At 72.8% G+C, this 16693-nt stretch carries 15 protein-coding genes; 6 read left to right on the top strand and 9 right to left on the bottom strand.

Features of this window, described 5'->3' with window-relative positions:
• The first annotated feature begins 33 nt into the window (after positions 1-33).
• Entirely contained in the window at positions 34-375 is a 342-nt protein-coding gene (locus Dvina_RS44400) for a hemerythrin domain-containing protein (protein ID WP_223097065.1), read from the top strand.
• Here the strand turns inward: Dvina_RS44400 and Dvina_RS44395 are convergent.
• The 6 genes from Dvina_RS44395 to Dvina_RS44370 are packed head-to-tail and all read right to left on the bottom strand — an operon-like array spanning position 359 to position 5365.
• Complete coding sequence (locus tag Dvina_RS44395; protein ID WP_223097064.1) at positions 359-1822, bottom strand: phytoene desaturase family protein; 1464 nt, start codon at positions 1820-1822, stop codon at positions 359-361. The genes Dvina_RS44400 and Dvina_RS44395 overlap by 17 nt on opposite strands.
• Complete coding sequence (locus Dvina_RS44390; RefSeq protein ID WP_380030243.1) at positions 1810-2943, bottom strand: glycosyltransferase family 2 protein; 1134 nt, start codon at positions 2941-2943, stop codon at positions 1810-1812. Before Dvina_RS44390 ends, Dvina_RS44395 begins: the two co-directional genes overlap by 13 nt.
• A complete protein-coding gene (locus tag Dvina_RS44385; RefSeq protein ID WP_223097063.1) occupies positions 2931-3662 on the bottom strand; it encodes a carotenoid biosynthesis protein in 732 nt (243 codons plus the stop codon). The genes Dvina_RS44390 and Dvina_RS44385 overlap by 13 nt, the downstream gene beginning before the upstream one ends.
• A gap of 31 nt (positions 3663-3693) precedes the next feature.
• Entirely contained in the window at positions 3694-4230 is a 537-nt protein-coding gene (locus tag Dvina_RS44380) for a GNAT family N-acetyltransferase (RefSeq protein ID WP_223097062.1), read from the bottom strand.
• A complete protein-coding gene (locus Dvina_RS44375) occupies positions 4227-4880 on the bottom strand; it encodes a monooxygenase (RefSeq protein ID WP_246655724.1) in 654 nt (217 codons plus the stop codon). Before Dvina_RS44375 ends, Dvina_RS44380 begins: the two co-directional genes overlap by 4 nt.
• Positions 4877-5365, bottom strand: coding sequence for a YbaK/EbsC family protein (locus Dvina_RS44370; RefSeq protein WP_223097061.1), 489 nt, complete (start codon positions 5363-5365; stop codon positions 4877-4879). Before Dvina_RS44370 ends, Dvina_RS44375 begins: the two co-directional genes overlap by 4 nt.
• Before the next feature lie 222 nt (positions 5366-5587).
• Between Dvina_RS44370 and Dvina_RS44365 the strand changes: the two genes are divergently transcribed.
• The 5 genes from Dvina_RS44365 to Dvina_RS44345 all read left to right on the top strand — a co-directional run bounded on the left by Dvina_RS44365 (position 5588) and on the right by Dvina_RS44345 (position 14833).
• The gene (locus Dvina_RS44365) at positions 5588-6769 is read left to right on the top strand and encodes a winged helix DNA-binding domain-containing protein (protein WP_223097060.1); all 1182 of its coding nucleotides are present in this window, start codon (positions 5588-5590) and stop codon (positions 6767-6769) included.
• A gap of 540 nt (positions 6770-7309) precedes the next feature.
• Entirely contained in the window at positions 7310-7834 is a 525-nt protein-coding gene (locus Dvina_RS44360) for an SAV_6107 family HEPN domain-containing protein (protein ID WP_223097059.1), read from the top strand.
• 1318 nt (positions 7835-9152) lie between these two features.
• Positions 9153-9992, top strand: coding sequence for a hypothetical protein (locus tag Dvina_RS54890; protein ID WP_425516576.1), 840 nt, complete (start codon positions 9153-9155; stop codon positions 9990-9992).
• A 3-nt stretch (positions 9993-9995) separates the two neighbouring features.
• Positions 9996-11513 carry a DNA polymerase Y family protein gene (locus Dvina_RS44350; RefSeq protein WP_246655723.1) on the top strand — a complete coding sequence of 506 codons (1518 nt, stop codon included), beginning with the start codon at positions 9996-9998 and terminating at the stop codon, positions 11511-11513.
• Positions 11513-14833, top strand: coding sequence for an error-prone DNA polymerase (locus tag Dvina_RS44345; protein ID WP_223097057.1), 3321 nt, complete (start codon positions 11513-11515; stop codon positions 14831-14833). Before Dvina_RS44350 ends, Dvina_RS44345 begins: the two co-directional genes overlap by 1 nt.
• 52 nt (positions 14834-14885) lie before the next feature.
• On the opposite strand, the gene Dvina_RS44340 is transcribed toward Dvina_RS44345, so the two are convergent.
• Genes Dvina_RS44340 through Dvina_RS44330 form a run of 3 tightly spaced genes read right to left on the bottom strand, consistent with a single transcriptional unit; the run spans position 14886 to position 16486 of the window.
• On the bottom strand, positions 14886-15671 hold the full coding sequence (locus tag Dvina_RS44340) for a hypothetical protein (RefSeq protein WP_223097055.1): 786 nt from the start codon (positions 15669-15671) through the stop codon (positions 14886-14888).
• A gap of 19 nt (positions 15672-15690) precedes the next feature.
• On the bottom strand, positions 15691-16134 hold the full coding sequence (locus tag Dvina_RS44335) for a hypothetical protein (RefSeq protein ID WP_223097053.1): 444 nt from the start codon (positions 16132-16134) through the stop codon (positions 15691-15693).
• The gene (locus Dvina_RS44330; protein ID WP_223097051.1) at positions 16127-16486 is read right to left on the bottom strand and encodes a hypothetical protein; all 360 of its coding nucleotides are present in this window, start codon (positions 16484-16486) and stop codon (positions 16127-16129) included. The genes Dvina_RS44335 and Dvina_RS44330 overlap by 8 nt, the downstream gene beginning before the upstream one ends.
• Between the last annotated feature and the right edge of the window lie 207 nt (positions 16487-16693).

Here is a 16693-nt window from a genome sequence, read left to right as displayed (position 1 = left end):
CAAAGCTAATTGCCGACCAAAGGTGTCCCCATCATGGCCGACGCACCGACCCTGGCCCAGATCCACGCCGCGCTGCGGGCCGACTTGGCCGCCGCCCGGCGCGACCCGGCCGCGCACTGCCTCGCGTTCTGCGGCGCGCTCAAGGCCCACCACTGCAACGAGGACGGCGCCTTCCCCCGCATCGAGCGCGAGTTTCCGCAGGCCGCACCGCTGATCCAGCGGCTGCGCGAGGAGCACGGGGCGATCGCCCGGCAGATCGAGCAGCTGGCCGAGACGCCCGACGCCGCACTCCTGGAGCGGCTGGCGGGTGAGCTCGAGGCGCACTTCGCGACCGAGGAGCGGGAGCTGGTGCCGCTGCTCAGCCGGCTCCGATGAGGTCGGCCACGATCTTCGCCGACAGCATCACCAGCGGCAGCCCGCCGCCCGGGTGGACGGAGCCGCCGACCAGGAACAGCCCGGGCAGCGGCGAGCGGTTCGGCGGCCGGAGGAGGCCGCCCAGGCCGTGGCTGGCCGTGCCGTAGATGGCTCCGCCCGGCGAGCGGGTCGCCGCCTCCAGATCGGCCGGCGTGAGAACCTCGCGGAAGAGCAGCCGGTCACGGACGTCGTGCCCGCGCTCGGCAAGCACCGCGAGGACCCGGTCGGCGTAGGCGTCGGCGGCCGCGGGCCAGTCGACCGGGCCCTGCGGCGCGGCGTTGACAAGCACGAACCAGCCCTCGTGCCCGTCCGGGCGGACCAGCGGGTCGTCGGCTGCGGTGACGAACACGGTCGGGTCCGCCACCGGCGCGGGCGGGGTGCCGAAGATCGCGTCGAACTCGGCGTCGTAGTCGCGCGGGAAGAACACCGTGTGGTGCGCGAGGCCCGGCGTGCGCCCGCGCAGCCCGAGCAGCAGCACGAACCCGCCCAGGCTGCGGGCCTCGAGCCGGCGGGCCTCGCGGGGGCGGGGGAGCAGGCTGCGGTACACCTGGAGCGCATCGGCATTGGCGACGACCACGTCGGCCTTGACCGCGTTGCCGTCCTCGAGGATCACACCGGCGGCGCGCGCGCCTTCGACGGCTATCGAGCGGACCGCGGCGCCGGTGACCACCCGCACGCCGAGGGCCTCACAGCGGGCCAGCAGCGCGTCGGCCAGGGTGCCGAGGCCGCCGCGGAGGTACCACCCGCCGAACTCCAGCTCCGCGTAGGGAATCGCCAGCAGTGCGGCCGGGGCGCGGCGCGGATCGGCGCCGGTGTAGGTCGCGTACCGCTCCAGCAGCATCCGCAGCCGCGGGTCGCGCAGGTGCGAGCGGCCCAGCCCGCGCAGCGTGCGGCCCGGGGCGATGGCCGCGAGGTCGCCCAGCCGCCAGGCCAGCCCGGCCATCTGCATCGGACTGTCCACAGGAGACGTCAGCACGTGCCGCCACGAGGTCGCCCAGACCCGCCCGGCCCGTCGCCACAGCCGCCGCCAGTCCGCGGCCGCCTCGGCCCCGAACGCCTGCCCGATCCGCTCGGCGAACGCATCGCCCGCCGCGGAGTCCAATGTGGACCCGTCGGGGAAGTGGTGACGGACAATGGGGTCGAGCGGCACCAGGTCGAGCCCGCCGGTCGGATCGAGGCTCCCGGCGGTCGAGGCGAACAGCTCCGCCGCCACCTGCGGCAGGGTGAACAGGCTCGGCCCGGTGTCGAAGGTGAACGCCCCCGCCGCGGTCTCCACGGTGCGCCGGCCGAGCTTGCCGCCGACGGTCTCGGCCTGCTCGAACACGGTCACCCGGTGCCCCGCGGCGGCCAGCCGGGCGGCGACGGAGAGCCCGCCGACACCGGCCCCGATGACGATTACGGCCGCCATGTGGGCCGCCCCTTCCAGGTGGTGCGGCCGCGGCGCGCGAAGGAGCGCACCACCAGCCACGCGAACAGCAGCACCGACACCGGGTGGGCCAGCGCGTCGGGCAGTGCGCGGCCGCCGGTGGCCCGGGCGCTCACCACGCGCCCGGCGACGCCGAGCCCGTATGCGGCCGGCCCCAGCAGCGCCGCCGGCCCGGACCAGGGCCCGAGCAGCGCCGCCGCGGGTGCCACGACGTAGAGGGCGAGCAGCAGCGCGAGGACGGCCGCGGCTCCGGCCGGCGAGCCGAACGACGCCCACAGCGACTTGCTGTAGCCCTCCGACAGTTCCCGCCACGAGGTGTACATCCGGCAGCGCGCCAGCTCCGAACCGTCCGCGAGCGCGATGCGGCCACCGGCCCGCTTGACCGCCCGGGCGAGCTCGATGTCCTCGAGCACCCTGTCCCGGACCGCCGCGTGGCCGCCCGCCCGGTCATAGGCGGCCCGGCGCACCACCAGGAACTGGCCGCCGGCCGCGGCGAGGCTCGGGCGGGGCGAGCGCTCCATGGCCCGCAGCGGCAGGAACGTCAGCCACGACCACTGCAGCAGGGGCTGGACCAGGCGCTCGCCGATGCTCCCGGTCTCGATCCGCGGGTATGGGGTGAGCAGGTCGATGTCGTGCGCCCGCATGACGGCTATCGCGCGCTCGACCGCGTCGGGCGCGAGCACGACGTCGGCGTCGATGAAGACCAGGAACTGCGCGCCTGTGCCGGTCCGGGCCCCCGATCCGGCTTCGGCCTCGGCCAGTTGGTGGCAGGCGTGCGGCTTGCCCAGCCAGCCCGGGGGGAGGTCCCGGCCGCTGCGCAGCTCCACCCGGTCGCCGGCGGTGCGCTCGACCAGCTCGGCGGTGCCGTCGGTCGAGCCGTCGTCGAGGACGATGACCCGGGTCGCCGGTGGGAGCCGCAGCAGCGACTGCAGGCACGGTCCGACCCGGTCGGCCTCGTCGCGCAGCGGGAGCAGTACAGCCGCGGAGTCCGTGGCTTCTGCGGTTCCGGGCGGTTTGCGCAGGAGCCTCGCATTGATCGCGGTGTGGGCGAGCAGGGCCAGGAGCACCGCCAGGACCACCGCGCCGGCGGTCAGGAGCGCCACAGTCGCACCGCCAGCGGGATCGCGACGAGCCCCATGCCGAGGGCGCCCCACGCGGCCGACGCGGGCAGGCCGAGGAAGACCGCGTGGGCCAGGATGCTGGAGGCGTACGTCCAGAGGTACATGGCGTACATGGGCGCGTCCTGATGCGGGCCGCGCTGAGGGGCGGTGCCGAGCAGCGCCATGAGGGCGACGGCGACGAGGAGCCAGCCGAGGTAGTTCGTGAGCGGGATGCCCGGCACGCCGGGGAGGGCGGGGGTGCTCGTGTGCCACTGCCAGTACCCCTGGGAAACCATCTGGGGGTCCAGGAACAGGTCCCAGGCCGCCAGTCCGAGCCCGGCGACGGCTGTGCGGGCCGCGCGACCGGCGGTGATCCGGCCGGCGGCGATCCAGGCCGGCCAGGCCATCCACGTCCAGGCCAGGGGGATGACGAGCGGGACGCCGAGCAGCCGCGGGCCGAGCGCCGCGGTGTAGTCGTAGTCGCCGAACGGGTAGCCCGTCGTGCGCCCGACCGCCTCGACCAGCAGGCCGCCACCGGTGGTGACGAGGACGAGCAGGCCGGCCGTGCGGGGGCCGCGGGTGAGCCAGGCGTGGGCGACCGAGACGACGTATCCGATGACGACAGTCGCGATGACGAGCCCGGTCCGGGCCCGGCCCTCGGTCAGCGGGTAGCCGATCTCGGCGAGGACCAGGGCGCCGAAAAGGATCCAGAGCTTGTTCACGGGTGGTTCGCGGGTGCGGCCGGCGGGTTCTTCATAGGGGCAGCTGGCGACCCAGCACGGCGAACGGGCGGTCGTCGCCCGGGAAGTTGAAGTGGCGCAGGACGTCGACGAAGCCGAATCGCCGGTACAGCCGCCACGCCCGCGAGGTGGCCTCGGGGGCCTCGGGCGTGGACAGCAGGACTGTCTGGTGCTCGGCCTGGGTGAGCAGCTCGTGCAGCTGCCGGGCGCCTATCCCGTGCCCCTGGGCGTGCGGCCGGACGTGCAGCTCGACCAGCTCGAAGCAGTTGGTGAGCCAATACTTGCGGGTGTCGCGGCGCAGGGCGTTGCGGACCTGGTCGTGCCACCACTGGCCGGCGGTACCGCGGTAGCCGTAGCCGAACCCGAGCAGGTTGTTGTCGTCGTCGAGCGTCGCGACCGCCTGGAACGCCTCGCGGCGGGTGTGCCCGGCGACGTAGCCGCGGCGGGTCTGCAGCAGCTGCACGGAGTAGCCCATGGCCTCGCCGTACACCGCGATGACCTCGTCGAGGCGATCGACGAGGTCCTCCCCGCGCCACCGCACGAGCCTCACTGGCCGTCCCTCCACCCGATCACCTCTCGGTCGCCGTCGATGCCGAGCACGCGGAACCGGGCGAACAACTCCTCCGCATACCATCCCACCTCGGCCGTGCGCGCCACGACCGCGGCGTGTTCCGGCCGACGGTACGCGAATCGCACGACGTCCGCCGCGGAGCGCCAGACGCTCATCGTGCCCTGGAATCCTACGGGGGCCTCGCCGAGCCCGAAGGCGCAGTGCAGCCCCTCGGCCTCCGCCACGGCCGGGCTGACGGGCCCGATCGCCCGCCAGAACGCCAGCGCCTTGCCGGCCTTGAGCCGCGCCCTGGTGAGCACCGCGACGGGCCCGTCACCGCCCGCCGGGGCGGCGACCTTGAACGGCTCCTGCCCCGCCCAGGTGCCGCGGCTGGCGATGGGCTCGAGCGTCAGCGTGCAGCTCGTGACCGCGCCGCGCATCGGCGGCACCACGGGCTCCGGGCTGTCGATGATCGCGGCCCATCGCGTGAGGTCGGCCGACTGCATCCGGAAGTCCCGGCCGTCGCCGGTCCCGAGCATCTTCGCGAAGTCCGCTTTTTTGCGGATTTGTCGCCTGTCGACGGCCATGGACCAGAACATCGCTGGAATCTTCGTGCGCGGCACCCGCCACACGTACACCCGGACTGTCACGCCACGTCGGCCGCGGTGCCGCCGGTCACCCGCACCAGCTCGGCGAACGTGATCGGAAATACCGCCTGGGGAATCCCGCCGGCCGCCCACACCTCGCCGTACTGCCCCAGCGCCACGTCGACGAGTGTCCGCAGCGGCCGCGGGTGCCCGAGCGGCGACACCCCACCGATGACCTGCCCGGTGTTGAGCCGCACGAACTCCGCCTCGGCCCGCTTGACCTTGTCCTTGCCCAGCAGCGCCGCCACCTTGCCGGTGTCCACCCGATGGGCGCCGGAGGTGAGCACGAGCAGCGCCTCACCGTCCGCGTTGAAGATGAGCGAGTTGGCGATCTGCCCCACCTCGATCCCGAGCGCCGCCGCGGCGGCGGCCGCGGTGTGCACCGGCTCGGTGAGCACCTTGACCTGGCAGGCCCGGCCGGCCGCGTCGTGGGCCCGGGCCGCGTCCAGCGCATCCTGGACGGCCTGGACGTTGGGGTGAGGCTGCATGTCTCTATCTTGCCTCGCCCGTTTGCACGCCTATCTCGTGCCTGTCTGCTCTTGGGCCCGCTGTTCTCCTGCTTAGGCTTGCTCTTCGGTCTCGTCTTCGGTCTGCCCTTCGGCTTGCTCGATATGTCGGGCGCTTCGCGCCGCAACATATCGGACTTATCGCCTGACGGGGTATTCGCCGGAATTCAGAAAGTGTCGTACCCCGTCGCTATGGTGCGGGCTATGACGGAGAAGGGGCGGCGGCTGCGCTCGCAGCTGCTGGCCGGGGCGCCGGCTTCCGACGTGGGGAGCGTCGTGGAGCGGGTGGTGGGCGTGCAGGCCCAGTCCTGGCCGGCGGCGCGGCTGGCCGTGCGGGCCCGGTCGTCCTCGCTGACCGCCGCCGATGTGGACGCGGCGCTGGCCTCGGGCCTCCTGGCCCGCACCTGGCTGATGCGGGGGACCCTGCACCTGGTGGCGGCGGCCGATCTCGGCTGGTTGACCGCGCTGTTCGGGCCGATCAACCGGGCCGCGGGGGAGCGGCGACGGCTCGATCTCGGCGTGGACGACGCGGTGGCCGCCCGGGCGCTCGCCGAGATGCCCGCCATCCTGAACGGCGCCGGCCCGCTGGACCGGGCGGAGCTGATCGCCCGGCTGGCGCGGCGGGGTGTGCGGATCGACCCTACCGGGCAGGCGCCGGCGCACCTGGTGGCGTTTGCGGCCGCGGCGGGCGTGGTCTGCCGCGGGCCCGATGTTCGGGGGAAGCCGACTGTTGTGCTGACTGCGGAGGTGCTTGCCTCGGCTGCTCTTGCTGCGGCGGCTCAGTCCTCAGGAGTGCCGGCTTCGGCGTCGCGGTCTTCGGGGATTCTTGCGTCGGCGTCGGCGTCTGCGTCTCGGTCTTCGGCCGGCTGGTCGGCGCGGGATTTTGCCGGTGATGCGGCGTTGGCTGAGCTGGCGCGGAGATATCTGATCGGATACGGGCCGGCGGACGCCGCTGATCTGGCGGTCTGGTCGGGGCTTCCGGTGGCCTCGGCTCGGCGGGCTCTGGCCCTCGTGCCGACTGCTGGTTCTCCGGCTGCGTCTTCCTCGATTGCGGCTTCTTCGGATTCGGCTTCTTCGGGGGGCGGGTCCTCGCGGCTGCTGGGCGCGTTCGACACGCTGCTGCTGGGGTATCGCGATCGGTCCTTTGTGTTGGCGCCTGAGCACGCGGGGCTGGTCAACCGGGGCGGCGGCATGATCGCGGCGACGATGCTTGCCGATGGGCGGGTGGCCGGGGTGTGGCAGCGGTCGGGGCGGAAGGTGGTGCTCCAGCCGTTCGGGGGCCGTGGCTCGCTGTCCGCACGGGCCCGTGAAGAGCTCGAAGCCGAGGTCACTGACCTGTCCCGGTTTCTCGGCGAGCGGCTGGTCCCGGCGTGGGGAGAGGCGTGATGGTGATCGTACGAACGGGTGTACGAAAAACCTGGCGCAACCACTGCCGTGGACGGTGCGGGCGGTGTACTCTTGAGCCATCGAACGAGTGTTCGAACTGCTTCGGGAAAGCGATTCGCGGCGCTGATCCCGAGCGCGGTCCGCGACACCGCGGAGGCCAGATTTTCGCGGGTCTGGCCTCAGGCGGGGCCGCCGTTCGCCGCCCACGACCCCCGGGCGGCGGACGGCGACCCAGCCGGTCGGGTGTGGTGTGGGGAAGCTCCACGCCCGACCGGCGCGCCGTCGCAGTCGCGGACCGGCACCCGTTCGACCGGCTCAGGTGCTCCGTTCAATCGACTCGCTGCTAGCTCCACCCCATAGCTCCAGCTTCACTTCAATTCCAGCTTCAGCACTGCCAGCTCGTTGATCCTCTGGCTTCTTCGTTCCAGCGATTTCCAGTTTTGTACCGATGGCTGCGACTCCCCCCGCGGCGACCGGCCAGAGCACAGCACCGACAGGCGCAGGCCCAACCTGCCGACGCACCACCGAGGGAGAGCACCGATGCCGACGAACCGTTCGACCAGCTCGTCCAACATCAGTCGTTTCCCGGCCCCACCGTCGGCCACCGGGCCGAGCAGTGGTGCGTCCCGCCGGCAGCTCCCGATCCCCGCGCACGCGCTTCCCCACCGCACTCCGCGCGAGCTGCTCACCATGGCCCGCCACGGCCTCGAGGAGGCCGCCGAGATCCGCGCCGACGGCATGCGCTACGCGACCGCCCACCTGGCGGCCCTGCGCGCCGCCGCGGCCGTGCTGGCCGCCCGGGCCGTGCCCGCCGCGCCCGGCCGCCGGAGCCGCGTGACGAGCGTCTGGTCCCTGCTCGTCCTGGTCGCTCCGGAGCTGAGCGAGTGGTCCTCCTTCTTCGCCGCCACCGCCAGCAAACGCTCCGCCGCCGAAGCCGGCATCCCTCGCGTGGTCACCGCCCGCGAGGCCGACGACCTGATGCGCTCCGCGGAGCAGTTCATCGCGGTGGTCGAGGTGGCCCTCGGCTACTCGTACCAGCCGAGGCTCGAAGGCCTGGCCAGCTAACGCCCGCCCGCCGCCCGACCGAGCCACCCCAGTGCCGACCACGCCACCCCCCAACCCAAGCGCCGCGTCCCAACCCGTGCCGCTTCACCACACCACCGTCCCAACCTCAACGCCCACGCCGATCTCAACGCCACTGCCACTGCCACCCGAACCTCTCGAGTCCGCATCCCCCCGCGGGCTCGATGCCAGTGGCAACGAATCGCGCCCAGGCGAGGTGAGGCCCGCATCCCCCCGCGGGCTCAGCACCGGCGACGGACCGCGCTCGGGCAAGCCGGCGTCCGCATCCCTCCGCGGACTTGGCACAGGCAGTGGCGAGCGACCGGCCGTGACTTGCACTCGCGGTCGGTGTTCGCTTGCCGCGTTCGTTTTTTCGGCTCGCACCACGTTCTCGGCTGCCGCTGTGCTTGTGCCCGTATCCCCACGCGGGTTTGGCGCGGGCGGTATTGCGTCATGTTCGACCGCCGCCTTCCCCGTGGCGGTTCGCACTACGTTCTCGGCTGCCGCTGTGCCTGTGCCCGTATCCCCACGCGGGCTCGGGGTCGGCGGCTGTGGGCCGGGATCTGGTCGGTTGGTGGGCGGATCTCCGCGTGGGCCCGGTGTGAGCGGCGGCGGGTCGGGTTCGATCGCCGGTGGGTTTGCGTCGGGTGCGGGGGCTTCCTTGCCGATTGGTCGGGTGGCGGGTGGGCCGGTTTGGGCGGGGTTTCTTGCCGCTCCCGGCCCGGATGGTGTGGCCGCGCTGATGTAAGCGAGTTCTCTATGGGCGATTTGCCCATATTTGTGTAGATGAACGAATCGGGAGTGGGGAGCGAGGGCCGTGGCTGGGACATCGGCTTCGGGGACGGCCGAGCTTGATGACGTGGCGTACGACGACGTGCGGCCCGAGGATGATGACTGGTCCACGATCAGCGTTGTCGGCGGACGGGCGTCGCGGCGGCTCGATCGGTCCGGCGTGGCCGAAAACTCCCGGCCGGCGCCGGTCGCGGCGATTGAATCGGCCCTTGCCTTCCTCAGGGACAAAGGCAGCCGGAGAGCCGGCCGCAGCGGCGAAGAGCGCCAGAGGAGAGGCGAAGAGCGCCAGAGAACCGGTCGCGGCGGCGAAGAGGGGCAGGGAGTCGGTCGCAGCGACGAAGAAGGGCAGGAAGCCGGTCGCGAAGGAGGAGCGGGTCAGCGGGTCGGTCGCGAAGGTGGAGAGCGCTGGAAAGCCGGTCGCAGCGGCGAAGGGGGCCCGAGCGCTGCCCCTCACCGCGAGGCCGGGGAAAGCGCGGGCCGCGGCGGTGGGGAAGGCGACGAGAGCGCCCGCGGTCGAGGGCTTCAGGTAATACGGACGGCGAACCTCGGTGGGGTCGTGCGGACGGCCTCGGAGCGGGATGTCGAGGTTGTCGCCGGTACGCGGACGTTGCCGGTGGTGAGTGGGCTGCGGGATCTGTTGCCGGGGGGTGGGCTGCGGCGGGGGGCGACCGTGGCTGTGTACACGTCGTCGGTGATGTTGGCGTTGCTCGCGGCGGCGTCGCGGGCGGGGTCCTGGTGTGCTGTGGTCGGGCTGCCGGGGTTGAGCCCCATTGCCGCGGCCGAGATGGGCATTGCGCTGGAGCGGCTGGCGTTGGTGCCGCATCCGGGGGCCGAGTGGACGACAATCGTGGCTGCGCTGCTCGACGGGTTCGACATCGTGGTTGCGGCGGCGCCGAAGAACATTGCTCCCGCTGTGGCCGGGCGGCTGGCGGCGCGGGCGCGGCAGCGGGGGAGTGTGCTCGTGCCGGCGGGGGCCTGGGCGGGTGCGGACCTGACCCTGGCGCCGGTGCGGGGGGCCTGGGGCGGCCTCGGGGCCGGGCGCGGGCGGCTGCGGCACCGCGAGCTCACCGTCCAGGCCCGGGGCCGCGGCGCCGCCTCCGCCGCCCGCGAAGTGACACTGGAGCTGCCCGCGATCACCGGCGTCCTGCCGCCGATACAAGTGCCGTCGACACAGGCGCCGCCGATATGCGGGCCGTCGACACAAGCGCCGCCGCTGCACGGGCTGTCGATACAAGGGCCGGCAACACCGACACCGACACCGGCAGCGCACGGGCCGGCCGGGGCAGGGCACAGGTCGGGAGCACAAGAGCAGGCGACACACGAGAACCGGTCGGAAGAGACCCCGAAGCCGCTGCGGAAGGTGGGGTGACGCATGCGGACGATGGTGGTCTGGTGTCCGGACTGGCCGATCGTGGCGGCCGAGATCGTCGATGGGTACCCCGCCCAGGAGCCCGTCGCCGTGCTGCACGCGAATCGGGTGCTCGTCGCGTCTCCCGCGGCGCGCGAGGAAGGTGTGCGGCGCGGGCTGCGCAAGCGGGAGGCCCAAGGGCGCTGCCCCCACCTCATCGTGCTCGAGCACGATCCCGGCCGGGACATGCTGGCGTTCGAGCCGGTCCTGGCCGCGGTCGAGGCGATCGCCGCCGGTGTCGAGGCGCTCCGGCCGGGGGCGTGTGCGCTGGCCGCCCGCGGGCCCGCCCGGTACTACGGGAGTGAGGCCGCCGCCGCGGAGCGGATCGTCGAGCAGATCGCCCAGCAGTGTGCGGTCGAGGCGCAGATCGGTGTGGCCGAGGGGACGTTCGCGGCGGGGCTGGCGGCGCGGGCGGGGGTGCTCGTGCCCGACGGGCAGACCGGCGAGTTCCTCCAGCACCTGAGCATCGGTGCGATCGGGCGGCCCAACCTCGTGGACCTCCTGCGGCGCCTGGGGATCCACACGCTCGGGGAGTTCGCGGCGCTGCCCGCGGCCGGCGTGCTTGACCGGTTCGGGTTCGACGCCGCGCTCGCGCACCGGCTGGCCGGCGGGCGGGACGAGCGGCCGCTCGCGCCGCGGCAGCTGCCGCCCGAGCTGGCGGTGGAGGAGGCGTTCGACGAGCCGATCGAGCGGGTCGACGCGGCCGCGTTCGCGGCCCGGGCGCTGGCCGAGCGGCTGCACGAGCGGCTCGGGCGGCACGGTCTGGCCTGCACCCGGCTGGCGATCGAGGCCGTCACCGACCGCGGCGAGGAGCTGGTGCGGACCTGGCGCCACGACGGGCTGCTGAGCGTGAACGCCGTCGCCGACCGCCTCCGCTGGCAGCTCGAGGGCTGGGTCCGCGCCGAGGAGGACCGGGCCATCGTCAGGCTGCGGCTCGTCCCCGAAGGTGTGGTGGAGCACCTGGGCCTGCAGCCGGGCCTGTGGGGCGAGGCCGGCGAGGAGCGCGACCGGGCCCACCGCGCGATGTCCCGCGTCCAGGGCCTGCTCGGGCCGGACGCGGTGCTGACCGCGGTCCTCGACGGCGGCCGGGCCGACCAGAGCCGGATCCGGCTCGTGGCCTGGGGCGACGAGCGGAGCGCCAGGGGCACCGAGGCCCCCTGGCCGGGGCGGATCCCCGGCCCGAGCCCGGCGACGGTGTACCCGGAGCCGCTCCCGGCCGAGGTGCTCGACGAGGACGGGAGCCCGGTCCGGGTCAGCGGCCGGCTCGAGCTCGGCAAGCCCCCCAGCCGCGCACACATCGCCGGCGAGCCCGAGGCCGTCGAGATAACCGCCTGGGCCGGGCCCTGGCCGGTCGACGAGCGCTGGTGGGACGAGGAGCAGCACACGAGAGCCGCCCGGTTCCAGCTGCTGCTCGCGGACGAAAGAGCCTTTTTGGCGGTACTGCAGAACGGATCTTGGCACATGGAAGCGCTGTACGACTGATGGGCTTCACGAACCCCGACATCCCGTGGTCGAAACTGCACGACCAGATGAGCTGGGCGCCCCCGGGTCCGGACTTCCGCCCGGACGTGCTGTCGGCCGACGGCGGTGACAGCCCCGCCTGGTCGCGCAAGCGGCCGGAGTACGAGCCGCCGCAGCTCGACCGGCCCGAGGCCGCCACCCCGTACGCCGAGCTGCACTGCCACAGCAACTTCAGCTTCCTGGACGGGGCCAGCCACCCCGAGGAGCTGGCCGAGACCGCCGCCCGGCTGGGGCTGGAGGCGATCGCCATCACCGACCACGACGGCTTCTACGGCGTGGTGCGCTTCGCCGAGGCGGCCCGGGCCCTCGACCTGAAGACGGTGTTCGGGGCCGAGCTGTCCCTGGGGCTGCCCGGCCCGCAGAACGGCGAGCCGGACCCGCTCGGCCGGCACCTGCTCCTGCTGGCCCGCGGCCCCGAGGGGTACGCCCGCCTCTCCCGCGTCATCAGCGAGGCCCACCTGCGCGGCGGCGAGAAGGGCCGCCCGGTGTACGACCTGGAGGAGACGGCCGCCGCCCTGCGTGACCACGTCGTCCTGCTCAGCGGCTGCCGCAAGGGCCACATCACCAGCGCGCTGCTGCACGACGGGCCGGAGGCTGCGCGTCAAGAGCTCGACAGGCTCACGGCCCTCTTCGGCCGCGAATCGGTAGTGATCGAGCTGACCGCCCACGGCGATCCCCTGGACGACGAGCGCAACGAGGCACTGGCGCACCTCGGAGCGGGGCACCGGGTCGTGGCCACCAACAACGTCCACTACGCCCAGCCCAGGAACCGGAAGCTGGCCACCGCATTGGCCGCGGTCCGAGCAAGGCGCAGCCTCGACGAGATCGACGGCTGGCTCCCGGCCGCCGGCTCGGCCTACCTCCGCTCCGGCGCCGAGATGCAGCGGCGGTTCCAGGCGTTTCCGGATGCGGTACCGAACGCGGCGCGACTGGGCCGCGAGCTCGCCTTCGACCTGCAGCTGGTCGCCCCGAAACTGCCGGCCTATCCGGTGCCCCGGGAAGGGCTCACGGAAATGCAGTGGCTGCGGCACCTCACCGCGGAAGGGGCGAAGGAGCGGTACCCGAACAATCAGAAGGCGCACGAACAGCTGGAGCACGAGCTGGCGCTGATCGAAGAACTGGACTTTCCCGGGTACTTCCTCGTGGTCCACGACATCGTGACGTTCTGCCGGGACAACGGCATCTACTGCCAGGGTCGCGGATCCGCGGCGAACTCGGCCGTCTGCTACGCGCTGAAGATCACGAATGTCGACGCGGTGCGATGGGGGCTGCTGTTCGAGCGCTTCCTGTCCCCGGAGCGCGACGGGCCGCCGGACATCGACATCGACATCGAGTCCGACCGGCGCGAGGAGGTCATCCAGCACGTCTACGGCAAGTACGGCCGGACCTTCACCGCCCAGGTCGCGAACGTCATCTCGTATCGCCCCAAGTCCGCCGTCCGCGACATGGCCAAGGCGTTCGGCCACTCGCCGGGCCAGCAGGACGCATGGAGCAAGCAGATCGAGCGGTGGGGCCACATCGGCAGCCCGGAGGCAAGCGGCATCGAGGACATCCCGAAGCCGGTCATCGACTTCGCCAACGAGCTGCTCACGTTCCCGCGGCACCTCGGCATCCACTCCGGCGGCATGGTGATCTGCGACCGGCCGGTGATCGAGGTGTGCCCGGTCGAGCACGCCCGCATGGAGAACCGGACGGTCCTGCAGTGGGACAAGGACGACTGCGCGGCCGTCGGGCTCGTCAAGTTCGACCTGCTGGGCCTGGGGATGCTCTCGGCGCTGCGGTACGCGTTCGAGATGATCGACTCCGAGCTGGACATCGCGCACATGCCACTTGACGACCCCGAGGTCTACGCGATGCTCTGCCGCGCGGACTCCGTCGGCGTCTTCCAGGTGGAGAGCCGGGCCCAGATGGCGACCCTGCCCCGGCTCAAGCCCGACACGTTCTACGACCTGGTCGTCGAGGTCGCGCTGATCCGCCCGGGCCCGATCCAGGGCGGCTCGGTGCATCCGTTCATCCGCCGCAAGAACAAGAAGGAGCCCGTCACCTACCCGCACCCGCTGCTGGAGCCGTCGCTGAAGAAGACCCTGGGCGTGCCGCTGTTCCAGGAGCAGCTCATGCAGATGGCCATCGACGTCGCCGGGTTCACCCCGGCCGAGTCCGACGAGCTGCGCCGGGCCATGGGCTCGAAGCGCTCGGTGGAGCGGATGAGCGCGATCCGCGAGCGACTCTTCGCCGGCATGGCCCGCAACGGCATCACCGGGCAGCTGGCCCAGGACCTGTTCGACAAGCTTGCCGCGTTCGCCAACTACGGCTTCCCGGAGAGCCACGCGATGAGCTTCGCCTACCTGGTGTACGCCAGCGCCTGGCTCAAGCGCTACCACCCGGCCGCCTTCTGCGCCGCGCTGCTCAACGCCCAGCCGATGGGCTTCTACTCGCCGCAGAGCCTTGTCGACGACGCCCGCCGGCACGGTGTGGAGGTGCGCCGGCCCGACATCAACGCGAGCGCCGCGGCGGCGACGCTCGAGGGGCAGCCCCTGGACGAGCCGCCCGACGATCCGAAGGACTGGGGGCGCGGCGGCCCCGCGGTCCGGCTCGGCTTCAAGTCCGTGCGCACGCTCGGCGACGCGGTGGCGCAGCGACTGGCGGCCGAGCGCGCGGCGGGCGGGGCCTACACGTCGCTCGTGGACGTCGCGCGGCGGGCCGGGCTCAGTGCGGTACACCTGGAGGCGCTGGCGACCGCGGGGGCGTTCAGCTCCCTGGGGCTCTCCCGGCGCGAGGCGCTGTGGGCGGCCGGCGCGGCGGCCCGCGAGACGGCAAACCGGCTGCCCGGCACCGTCGGCGGCCAGCACGCCCCGATGCTGCCCGGCATGGACGCCGTCGAGCGGATGGTCGCCGACGTCTGGGCCACCGGCCTGGCGCCGGACGCGCATCCGGCGCAGTTCGCCCGGCCGTACCTGGACACGATCGGCGCGGTGTCGATCGAGGGGCTGCGGGCGGTGAGCGCCGGGCGCCGGGTGTCGGTCGGCGGGATCGTCACCCACCGCCAGCGGCCGGCCACCGCGGGCGGTGTGACGTTCATCAACCTGGAGGACGAGACCGGCATGCTCAACGTCACCTGCACGCCGGGACTCTGGCAGCGGTACCGCCGGATCGCGCGGACGGCGAACGCCATGGTCATCCGTGGTGTGCTCGAGAAGGCCGAGGGAGTGCTCAACCTGCGGGCCGACCACCTGGCCACGCTGAGCCTGCCGATCCGCTCGGCCAGCCGCGACTTCCGCTGAGTCCGCCGCCGCACGACCCCGTCTCGACCGGCGATGCCGGTGCCCGGCCGGCTCAGCCGGTGGCGAGCCGGTCCCAGTCGGCCGCGAACTTCATCGGGTCGAACGGGTCGGCCTTGATGGGGATGACGCCGCCGGGCTGCATGACCGAGACCCGCTCCAGTGGTACCGCGAACACGGCCGGGCCGGCCACCGGAGAACGCCCGTCCACGGCGATGTGCAGCTGCGCCGAGTACAGGGGACGGCCCTGGTCGTCCAGGCTGCCCGCGAACTCCGCGGACAGGACGCGAATGGTTCCCGGTACCCCCGACGCCAGGATCTGTGCCTTGGTGAAGGCGCTCTCGGTCGACGAGGGCGGCGGCGTCGGTGCCGCGACCGGACCGGCCGCGAACGACCACTCGACGATGACCTTGGCCGGGTCGAGCGGGTCGACGAGGACCGTGAGCGGGCGGCCGGTGCCGAGCATGCCGATCGCGATGAACGGCACGTACTCCTTGATCGTCGTGTCGTAGGTCCCGTGCCCCGGCGCCGTGATCCGCAGCTGCAGGGCCATCTGCGGCTGCTCGTTCAGGTAGACACCTGTCTGGTTCGCGCCGAGGACCTGGGCGGAGCCGCGCACGCCGTGCTCGCGCAGGGCCTGGGCCTCCCGGAACCGCCGGTGGAAGCGCCGCCCGACCAGGACCAGGATCACCGCGGTCGCCGCGAGCCCGCCGCCGACGAGGATGAACGTGGTCTGCACCGCGGGCACGACGGTGCCGACGCCGATGAACGTGGCGCCGAGCAGAAACTCGAAGGCGCCCACCAGGTACATGATGACGGCCGGCCCGCGGGAAGTGGTCATGCCGCGAATCGTGCGGCAGTCAGCCCTTCGCCGCTGTCGTCTCCGTGACGACTTCCTGTCTGGAGGTACGCCATAGCCAGAAAAGCCCGACGAACGGCAGCACGAGGGGGACGTACCCGTACCCCTGCCCGTAGTCCGACCAGACCGTCGGCTCCGGGAACGCCTTGCCGTCGACGAGGCTCGCCGTGCCCACCGCGAGCACTCCGAGCAGCTCGAACCCGACAGCGAACCAGGCGACCCGGCGCGAGGTGGCGCTGGAGCGGGCCAGGGCGACGGTCGCGACGATGTACACGAGCGCGGCCAGCGCGGACAGGCTGAACGCGAGCGGCGCCAGGTCGAACTTCGTGGCGATCTGGACGCCGGCCCGTGCGCTCGCGGAGAGCGCGAAGACGCCGTAGACGAAGACGAGGACCCGGCCGAAGCCGCGGTTGAGCGGGGTCTTGCCGCTGGTTGTCTCAGGCATTCCAGATCTGTCCGAGTCGCAGGATGAGCACCGGCACGAGCACCGCGGCGGCGCCGATGAGGAACGAGCCCCAGCGGGTCGGCTCCATGCGGGCCAGCACGATGCCGGCCGGCGGAAGCAGGACCGCGGTGAGCAGGTATCCGATGAGCGTGACCATGTCGCCCCCGGGCCGCCGCCCGTCGATCAGCAGCACGACGAGCGCGACGACCTGGGCCAGCACCAGCGCCTCGACCACCCAGAGCCCGATGAACAGCGGCTTGCCGGGTTCGCGCTGCCGGAAGCACTCGACGAACGCCCAGACGGCGAGCGCGAGAGCCAGCACATGCGTGGCGACAGCCAGCGGCCCGATCACGGCCGCCAGCGTATCCGGCCGGATCGGTGCCCCACCTCCGGCCCGGCCCGGCGTGATCTCGGGCGCCACGGAGGTTGGAACGCTGTCGCTCAGGTGAGCGTGGTTCACTTCTGTCGGCTACCTGCCACTGGCACGATTCCGGGATTTTTCCGAGCGACCGTGGCTCTAACGTTCAGGGCAACACACACGACACCAAGGGGTAACGCG

Source organism: Dactylosporangium vinaceum, from assembly GCF_019904175.1.
GTDB lineage: Bacteria > Actinomycetota > Actinomycetes > Mycobacteriales > Micromonosporaceae > Dactylosporangium > Dactylosporangium vinaceum.
Note: the sequence above shows the minus strand (reverse complement) of the source record. Positions and strands in the feature narration are given on the sequence as shown.

Excerpts from the sequence above, each read along its gene's own strand:
- Dvina_RS44400 (WP_223097065.1), top strand. The coding sequence starts at position 34 with ATGGCCGACGCACCGACCCTGGCCCAGATCCACGCCGCGCTGCGGGCC.
- Dvina_RS44395 (WP_223097064.1), bottom strand. The coding sequence starts at position 1,822 with ATGGCGGCCGTAATCGTCATCGGGGCCGGTGTCGGCGGGCTCTCCGTC.
- Dvina_RS44370 (WP_223097061.1), bottom strand. The coding sequence starts at position 5,365 with ATGCAGCCTCACCCCAACGTCCAGGCCGTCCAGGATGCGCTGGACGCG.
- Dvina_RS44365 (WP_223097060.1), top strand. The coding sequence starts at position 5,588 with ATGACGGAGAAGGGGCGGCGGCTGCGCTCGCAGCTGCTGGCCGGGGCG.
- Dvina_RS44360 (WP_223097059.1), top strand. The coding sequence starts at position 7,310 with ATGCCGACGAACCGTTCGACCAGCTCGTCCAACATCAGTCGTTTCCCG.
- Dvina_RS44350 (WP_246655723.1), top strand. The coding sequence starts at position 9,996 with ATGCGGACGATGGTGGTCTGGTGTCCGGACTGGCCGATCGTGGCGGCC.
- Dvina_RS44345 (WP_223097057.1), top strand. The coding sequence starts at position 11,513 with ATGGGCTTCACGAACCCCGACATCCCGTGGTCGAAACTGCACGACCAG.
- Dvina_RS44340 (WP_223097055.1), bottom strand. The coding sequence starts at position 15,671 with ATGACCACTTCCCGCGGGCCGGCCGTCATCATGTACCTGGTGGGCGCC.
- Dvina_RS44335 (WP_223097053.1), bottom strand. The coding sequence starts at position 16,134 with ATGCCTGAGACAACCAGCGGCAAGACCCCGCTCAACCGCGGCTTCGGC.